Genomic DNA, 8009 nt, shown 5'->3' on the forward strand with positions numbered 1-8009 from the left:
GGCGAGGGCGCCTTGTGATCCGCCTCAGGTTTGTGAGGAAGGGAGGGGGAGGTGTAGACTCATACGGGGATAAAGCTGGCCCATTCGGAATGGTCTTGATCTGGATCAAACCGGTGCAGCAGAGGCTGCACTAGGGTCGAAGAGGATGTTGCCAAATTGTAAAGGGAGAAGTGAGATGGAACTCGAACGCGATCCGCGCTGCTATACCGATCTCTGCATCGACGGCAAGTGGTACCACTATGACCACTGCACCACCCGGGTTTATATGCTGATGGGCGGGGCCTCACCTCGCCTCGAGCTGCCCCGTGAGCCGCGCGACGAAGAGGAGCTGCTGCTCCTGCTCAAGGCCCTTATCGCGCGCTAACGGCGGCGCTGGCTCAGGTGATCCCCGGCAGAGGACGGCGCTCCAGGTGCGCCTCGCCGGGCCGGCACACCAGCACAGAGCCCTGCTCAAACCAGTCCCCCAGCACGATGCGCCGCACCGCCTGCCCATCCAGAGTAAAGTCGTGGATGGCGGGCCTGTGAGTGTGGCCGTGGATAAGCAGGGTCGCGCCCTGCTCGCGCATCAGCGCCTCGACGGCGTCCTGGGTCACATCCATGATGGCCTGGCTCTTGTAGGCGCTCTCTTTTTGGCTGTTGCCGCGCAGCTTCTTGGCGATGCGCTGGCGCCGGGCCAGCGGCAGGCGCAGGAACAACCAGCGCAGCCAGGGCCAGCCGGTGATGCGGCGAAAGCGTTGATAGGCCGCATCCAGGGTGCACAGGCTGTCCCCGTGCATCACCAGGGTGCGCTCGCCGTAGAGATTGATGAGGGTCGGGTCGCCAAGCAGGGTCATGCCGGCGCGGCGGGCATAGGCCTGGCCTAACAGAAAGTCGCGGTTGCCGTGCACAAAATAGAGGGGCACGCCGGCGCGGGGCAGGGCGGCAAAGGCATCGGCCAGCGCCTGATGAAGCGGGTTGGGATCGTCGTCCCCAATCCAGAATTCGAACAGATCCCCCAGCACATAGAGGGCATCGGCCTGCCTGGCCTCCCCTTGCAAGAAGGCAAGCAGGGCGGCGGTCATGTCGGGGCGCTCGGCCGTCAGATGGATATCGCTGATAAAGAGGGTCGTCATGGGGTCCAGAGGGCGAGCAGGGCCGGGTCGGAGTAAGGTTCAAGGGTCAGCATGGCCTGATAGGGATCGCCGTCGAGTCCCAGGGCGTGGGCCATGGCGGCCTCACCCTTGAGCCCGGCTTGCTGGCGGGCCGCCAGGATCTGCGCGGCGAACGGCTCACCCAGCAGGTGCAGCAGGCGTCCCATGATGACCAGGTGGCGCCAGCCATTGCACTCGGGCAGGGGCTGCGCTGTGGCGAACACTTCGATGGGCCAGCTGTGCCCCTCACCATCGTCCAGCTCGAGGTGCAGCAAGCTGGCGCCACTGGCGTGGGGTGTTAGGGTCAGGGGGCCAAAGGGGGCGAGAACGCGGGCCAGGGTCTCGGGATCGGCGCCACTCAACAGATCGAGATCCGAGCCGGGTCTGTCGAGGCCAATGGCCACCGTGCTGATAAAGGCGCACTCGCCGCACCCTTGCAGGGCAGGCCAGAAGCCAGAGCGGGTGAGGGTGCGAAAGGCGCTCTGCTGGCGCGCATTGCCGAGTGCGAGGTAGTCGATGCGACGCCAGTTGGCATCGGAGGGAAAAACCGCGGCCGAGGCCGCGGTCTTGAGGGGTGTGGCGATCATTACTCGCTCACGGTCACCTTGGTGATCAGCACTTCTTCAACCGGTACGTCCTGGTGAATGCGGCCGTAGTTGCCGGTCTTGACGCCCTTGATCTTGTTGACCACATCCATCCCTTCGCTCACCTCGCCAAACACGCAGTAGCCATAGCCCTGGGTGGTGGCAGACTTGAAGTCCAGGAAGTCGTTGTGGTTGACGTTGATGAAGAACTGGGCGGTGGCAGAGTGCGGATCCATGGTGCGCGCCATGGCAACGGTGCCGACCTTGTTGGAGATGCCGTTGTCCGCCTCGTTCTTGATAGGGGCGCGGGTATCTTTCTCTTCGAAGCCCGGGGCATAGCCGCCGCCCTGGATCATGAAGCCGTCGATGACACGGTGGAATACGGTGCCTTCGTAGTGGCCGTCACGGCAGTATTGCAGGAAGTTGGCGACGGTCTCCGGGGCCTTGTCGGCGAACAGGGTCAGGGTGATGTCCCCGAAATTGGTGTGCAAAGTGACCATTACGGCGTCCTTTTGAATTGATGGGATGGGTTATCGAGTGCCGGCAATTCTAGCCCATGGCAGGCCACGGGCAAAGGCTTGAACCGTCGACTGATTAAGGCGTGGGCAACGGGGCGCCGCAGGGGCGGGGAGATGGCTCGTTTTATCCCCCCGATGGGGTTAGAATGTCGGACCATTTCCCTCGAAGGACAGCGATCGCGATGTTGAAGATCTACAACACACTCACTCGTCAAAAAGAAGAATTCAAACCCATCCACCCGGGCAAGGTGGGCATGTATGTGTGTGGCGTCACCATCTATGATCACTGTCACATCGGCCACGGCCGCACCTTCGTCGCCTTCGACGTGGTGGCCCGCTATCTGCGTTACGCAGGCTTCGAGCTCACCTATGCCCGCAACATCACCGACGTGGACGACAAGATCATCAAGCGCGCCGCCGAGACCGGCGTCACCTGTGACGATCTGACCGAGCGCCTCATCGGCGACATGCACGCCGACTTCGACGCCCTCGGCATGCTGCGCCCGGACATCGAGCCGCGCGCCACCGCCCACATCGGCGAGATCATCGCCATGGTGCAGCTGCTGCTGGATCGCGGTCACGCCTACGTGGCCGACAACGGCGATGTGATGTTCATCGTCGACTCCTACGCCGACTACGGTCGCCTCTCGGGTCAGGATCTCGAGCAACTGCAAGCCGGCGCCCGGGTCGATGTGGTCGATGCCAAGCGCAACCCCCTGGACTTCGTGCTGTGGAAGATGTCCAAGCCCGGCGAGCCGACCTGGGACAGCCCCTGGGGTCCGGGTCGTCCCGGCTGGCACATCGAGTGCTCGGCCATGAACTCCAAGCACCTGGGCAACCACTTCGACATCCACGGCGGCGGCTCGGATCTGCAGTTCCCGCACCACGAGAACGAGATTGCCCAGTCCTGCTGCGCCCACGGCGGCGAGTATGTCAACACCTGGATGCACAGCGGCATGGTGATGGTGGATAAAGAGAAGATGTCCAAGTCTCTGGGCAACTTCTTTACCATCCGCGACGTCTTGGCCCACTATGACGCCGAAACCGTGCGCTACTTCCTGATGTCGGGTCACTACCGCAGCCAGCTCAACTACTCGGAAGAGAACCTCAAGCAATCGCGCGCGGCGCTCGAGCGCATCTACACCGCCCTGCGCGGCCTGCCGCAGGTGGCCCCGGCCGGTGGTGAAGAGGCCGTGGCCCGCTTCAAGGCGGCCATGGACGACGACTTCAACACCCCGGAGGCCTACTCTGTGCTGTTCGATCTGGTGCGCGACATCAACCGCCAGAAGGGTGAAGACATGGCCGTCGCCGCCGCCCTGGGCGCCCGCCTGCGTGAGCTCGGCGCCGTGCTCGGCATCTTGCAGCAAGACGCCGACGCCTTCCTCAAGGGGGATGACGCCGGTGACGAGGTGGCCGAGATCGAGCGCCTGATCGCCGAGCGTAATCAGGCCCGTGTCGACAAGAACTGGGCCGCCGCCGACGCGGCGCGCAACCGTCTGACCGAGATGGGTATCGTGCTGGAAGACAGCGCCGGCCAGACCAGCTGGCGCCGCGCCTAAGGCCGGTTGGCCTTGTTGGTGTCTGGTGCCAACAGGTTGAGCCAATAAAAAACCGCAGCCCTTGGGCTGCGGTTTTATTGAGAGAACATTTTTGATTGAATCGTTTTATATTTTTAACAGTCTATTTATTTCTATATTTTAAATTGCAAGCATCTCTAAATTTATTATAGCAATCAGTTCTTGAGTTAATTTCAGATGCTGGTGAAAATAAATAAAAATACTTATCAAAATACTTTCTGTCACTTCGTAAATCCCCGCTCCATGAATATTCGCTTACTGTTCTAGATAGTATTTCGCTGAACATTTTATCATTTATTTCTTTAACTAGAGTGTCACATGCATTCGCCGCTTGCTGTATTACCAATACATCCAGCTTTATTGGTTTTTCCAAAAAATATTTATATTCTTCAAGGCCTAATGATAGCGCATTATTTGAACCAAATAATCCAGAGCGATGTACAACACAGTGGCGCAATTCAGCAATAAAATCAAAATCCTTAAATGCGGTGTCTAATTCTGGATCTTGGTTTAAATTTAATAAATTAACGCCAGTCATATTTTTTATAGTTTCTTTAATATTGTATGCTGAATGGAATGAACATCCCTCCATTAATGCTTCTGGCATCAACTCTTTATTATGATGCATAGCTGCGCCATATGTTAGCTCTCTATTGTAACTTTTTTTTCTTGATGCGCTATCAAGTAATAGTAGTTTTCTGATAAGACATCTTACATAACTTTCGACCGATGAAATGAAACCAAGAATCAATAAATTTGCTAGTCTATCCCATTCTGAATTCCTAGATTCAGCTAATGAAATATATATCCCAGATGTGTTGTCTAGAGTAAAGCAGCCCATCAATTTTTTGTAACTTAAAATACTGGATTGATAGATATCGATGGGAGATCTTTGTGGCTCCTCATATGAAGTATCAAATAACTCATGAGACCGTAAAGTCGTAGTGCTTCTTGAACCTGAGATTGGATATTTAAATTTATTCTTAGCCATTAGTATAAGAACTCGTTTGTCCATGAGTTGATTTTGTTTACAATCTTCTCGGCATATTTAGGGCCTACACGCTTTACTTTCCTAAGCTCCTCAATAGCATTATCTGAGATCAGGACATCTTCAATCGTCTTAAATTTCGAAATTTTTATTACTCGATGTTGAAAGGCTGTAAAAGGTAACTCAGATAGTTTTTTAGTCATACATTCTTTAAAGATTGAGCTATCGATTAGTTCCTTTCCACATATATGACAAAATTTTTGCCCATCAGCTATTCGTGATGCACCACAATTACTACATTCGGGAAGATCAAGCTTAATTTTTGATATGATATCCGGGGTTAGTATTTTATTAAACTTTCGTCTTAATGGGTGTTTTTCAGATGGTGACTCTAACGTTTCAACTAGCTTCCTAACATTAAAACCTCTACTTTTTATTAAGGCTTTTTCATTAATTAGTAATGCTAGATGTGGAACAAATCGTCTGAGCTTTCGGTCTGTTCCGTGAGATACAGTGGGCATTTCAAACAGAAGTCCAGCCTCTATTAAAAACTTTATCATCCTTTCTGCTTTCTCATCAATATCTTCTATTCCAACAGTGATGGTCTTCTTGTATTCAATTCCTTTCTCATCAAAGTTTTTGTAATTGTACTCTTTGATTTGAGTTATAATTTTTTCTAGAAAAACGTTGCCAATCTTAATAAAGCTACCATACTGCTTTATCTTTTCTGATATTGAATTGTATTCAGTTATAATATTTTCACATTTTTCTTGAATAACATAGTTTATTTTTTGTTGAGTGGTGTTTTTTTCAGACTCAATGTACGTTCTAATTAATGAAATGTAAGATCTCGGGATGCCAAAAGAAGCGAACATTAATAACTTATTTATATCGTCATCGATATCAATTCTATTGCTAAATCGACTGTCGATAATCGATTGCATGAAGGTCGTATAATCTCTATCTTGAACGTTCATCCATATTGACACCTGTTCTGCATCTTGGCCAATATGAAATCTTGGTCCATACTGTGTTGTCCCTGGGTATACAGAAGCTTTAGGTGAGATTTTTATGCTCTTTATGCTTCTGAATATGTCAAAAAACTCAACCATATAGTCGTGTGTTAAGGTCAATGCTGCATCATCAAGCAAAAGGATTGATCTTTTTCTACCCGTTTTATCAATTGCTCTATAAATAATATCCTGTGTTAGGGAAATGTTTATTGTTGTTATTATCTCACTATATCTTTCATCGTATCTATTTCTTTCTACATCTTTAAGGAATTCATTTATTTTCGTAATGTTTAAGCATTTAGCATCAAATTCTACTTGATATTCTTGCATTACGGCATAAGAAATTTTACACAATACCCAAGCATGGAAAATATCCAAGGCATTTGATTTGTTATGAAGGTAAGATTCAAGCCTCAAATAATGGTTGAAAGTAACATATATAGGTAAAGGAAAGCTTTTGTTTCCTAAGCAATAGTTGAAGGCACATCTCATTTGATGTGTTTTACCTGTTCCTCGCGGGCCGGTTATCAGCTTTGCGCCAACCTGAATAAGCTTCTTCTGGACTCTAACGAAATGCTCACTGTTTGCTGTCCAATCTGTCAGTTCTTCTTCGCTTAAATAGTCTGCTCGTTCCTCATATTCACTACTATCAAAGAATGCCAAATCCCTTTCTAGTTGTTCATGCATCGTATTAATCTCTTTACCTTTAATCGGTTAGGTTGTAATATACGTTATTATTATCATTAGGTTATCACAGAACGTGGTTGATTTAAATCAGTATTACACATCAGGCGACACCAGCAAGTTATTAGCATCAATGCTTGATTTGAGTGACGTTAGAAGCTGCATAGAGTTGAGTGCTGGTGAGGGTGCATTAATTGCACCAATCAAAGATAAAAGTCAGAATGTATCTTTTACAAGTGTAGATTTAGATCCTTTAAATATAAAAAAATTAGAAGTTAAATATCCAGAAGATATACATATCTGTGGTGATGCTTTAGATCCAAACATTTCTGTCAAGAATGCATCCTTTGATCTTGCTGTGTGCAATCCTCCATTTTCAAATGGCGCCCTTGATCAGCGGGCGTTAGATATATTAGGTGATGATTTTAAGAAATTCTTTTATAAAGGTAAGAAAATAAGGCTTGAGGTTTTATTTATTTTAAAAAACATATCCTTATTAAAAGATAATGCATTGCTGGCTATTATTGTTCCTGATTTAATCGTCTCGTCAGCATCGCTATCTGGATTTCGAGAGCAGCTTTTTACTTCTTTTAAACTTGAGGGCGTAGTTGAATTAGAGCATGGTGTTTTTAAAAAAACGGAAGCGAAAACATATATTCTTTACATTAGAAAAACAAAACCTCACTATGAATATAAAACAGCATTTTATGTAAAGTACAATAGCTGTAATGAACAATATTCAGGTACATTTAATATATCTTCATTATACAAAGAAGATAAATCAAAAAAAATAGATGGAGTTACCATTTTTAGAGGCTCAACATCTAGTAAGCAATGTAGAGATTCCAATTTTCAGTTTCATCATACCTTTTCTGAAATAAAAGATTTTTCAACCGTCATTTATCCTCATATAGAGAGAGAGTTGGTTGGTTTCAAATACGCAATTACTGGAGATATTTTAATTGATAGGGTTGGTAGAAGTGTTGGTAAAACGGTTTTTTTGAGTGAAGGTAAGATAATAATTAGTGATTGCATTATTGTAATAAGATTTGTTAGTGAAAGATTGAAGTTGAAATTTATTTATGAATGGTCAAAAAATCGTGATCGGTGGTTAGAAAAACATGTTAAAGGCACTTGTGCAAAAAATATTTCTATTAAAAGTATTAATGAGTTCATTATTTCCATCAGTCCTGATGATGCTCGTATGGTCGATTAGCGAAGGGTAAATTAACATGAATTAACAATTAACATGAATTAACATGGACACCCATCATTGTTTGGGGTTATTGGGAGTCCGGCTCTACAGTTGATGAATGTTTGTTGAAGCGGGAGGTGTGTGATGCCTCTGCCTCGTCGTAGCCAGGTGAGCCTGGCGGATACGCCTTACTACCACTGTGTCGCGCGCTGTGTCAGGCGAGCATATCTGTGTGGTCTCGATGCCCAGAGTGGGCAGAGCTATGCCCACCGGCGGGAGTGGGTCGAGAGCCGGATTTTGCTGCTGGGTCAGCTCTTTGC

General features: G+C 48.4%; 8 protein-coding genes. 3 read left to right on the top strand and 5 right to left on the bottom strand.

What is annotated here, in order from left to right:
- The first annotated feature begins 175 nt into the window (after nucleotides 1–175).
- The gene (locus AB5Y48_RS20530) at nucleotides 176–364 is read left to right on the top strand and encodes a hypothetical protein (RefSeq protein ID WP_050666753.1); all 189 of its coding nucleotides are present in this window, start codon (nucleotides 176–178) and stop codon (nucleotides 362–364) included.
- A gap of 13 nt (nucleotides 365–377) precedes the next feature.
- On the opposite strand, the gene lpxH is transcribed toward AB5Y48_RS20530, so the two are convergent.
- From lpxH to AB5Y48_RS20545, 3 genes are read right to left on the bottom strand one after another with little or no spacing between them, the layout of a single operon-like run.
- Nucleotides 378–1112: a UDP-2,3-diacylglucosamine diphosphatase gene (gene lpxH, locus AB5Y48_RS20535; protein WP_368165587.1), complete on the bottom strand. Its 735-nt coding sequence runs from the start codon at nucleotides 1110–1112 to the stop codon at nucleotides 378–380.
- Nucleotides 1109–1717: a DUF4269 domain-containing protein gene (locus AB5Y48_RS20540; RefSeq protein ID WP_368165588.1), complete on the bottom strand. Its 609-nt coding sequence runs from the start codon at nucleotides 1715–1717 to the stop codon at nucleotides 1109–1111. The genes lpxH and AB5Y48_RS20540 overlap by 4 nt, the downstream gene beginning before the upstream one ends.
- Nucleotides 1717–2214 (bottom strand): peptidylprolyl isomerase, encoded by a 498-nt coding sequence (locus AB5Y48_RS20545; RefSeq protein WP_005353568.1) that lies wholly within the window; start codon nucleotides 2212–2214, stop codon nucleotides 1717–1719. Before AB5Y48_RS20545 ends, AB5Y48_RS20540 begins: the two co-directional genes overlap by 1 nt.
- Before the next feature lie 200 nt (nucleotides 2215–2414).
- Here AB5Y48_RS20545 and cysS point away from each other — a divergent pair, with 200 nt between their 5' ends.
- Nucleotides 2415–3791 carry a cysteine--tRNA ligase gene (gene cysS, locus AB5Y48_RS20550; RefSeq protein ID WP_368165589.1) on the top strand — a complete coding sequence of 459 codons (1377 nt, stop codon included), beginning with the start codon at nucleotides 2415–2417 and terminating at the stop codon, nucleotides 3789–3791.
- A gap of 121 nt (nucleotides 3792–3912) precedes the next feature.
- Here the strand turns inward: cysS and AB5Y48_RS20555 are convergent, their stop codons facing one another.
- Together AB5Y48_RS20555 and AB5Y48_RS20560 are read right to left on the bottom strand one after the other, a co-directional pair.
- Nucleotides 3913–4800, bottom strand: coding sequence for a hypothetical protein (locus AB5Y48_RS20555; RefSeq protein WP_368165590.1), 888 nt, complete (start codon nucleotides 4798–4800; stop codon nucleotides 3913–3915).
- Nucleotides 4800–6497, bottom strand: a complete 1698-nt coding sequence (locus AB5Y48_RS20560; protein WP_227094787.1) for a zinc ribbon domain-containing protein — start codon at nucleotides 6495–6497, stop codon at nucleotides 4800–4802. Before AB5Y48_RS20560 ends, AB5Y48_RS20555 begins: the two co-directional genes overlap by 1 nt.
- 73 nt (nucleotides 6498–6570) lie before the next feature.
- Between AB5Y48_RS20560 and AB5Y48_RS20565 the strand changes: the two genes are divergently transcribed.
- Nucleotides 6571–7710 (top strand): N-6 DNA methylase, encoded by a 1140-nt coding sequence (locus AB5Y48_RS20565; RefSeq protein ID WP_368165591.1) that lies wholly within the window; start codon nucleotides 6571–6573, stop codon nucleotides 7708–7710.
- The last annotated feature ends 299 nt before the right edge of the window (nucleotides 7711–8009 follow it).

The organism is Aeromonas sp. R6-2 (assembly GCF_040908155.1).
GTDB lineage: Bacteria > Pseudomonadota > Gammaproteobacteria > Enterobacterales > Aeromonadaceae > Aeromonas > Aeromonas schubertii.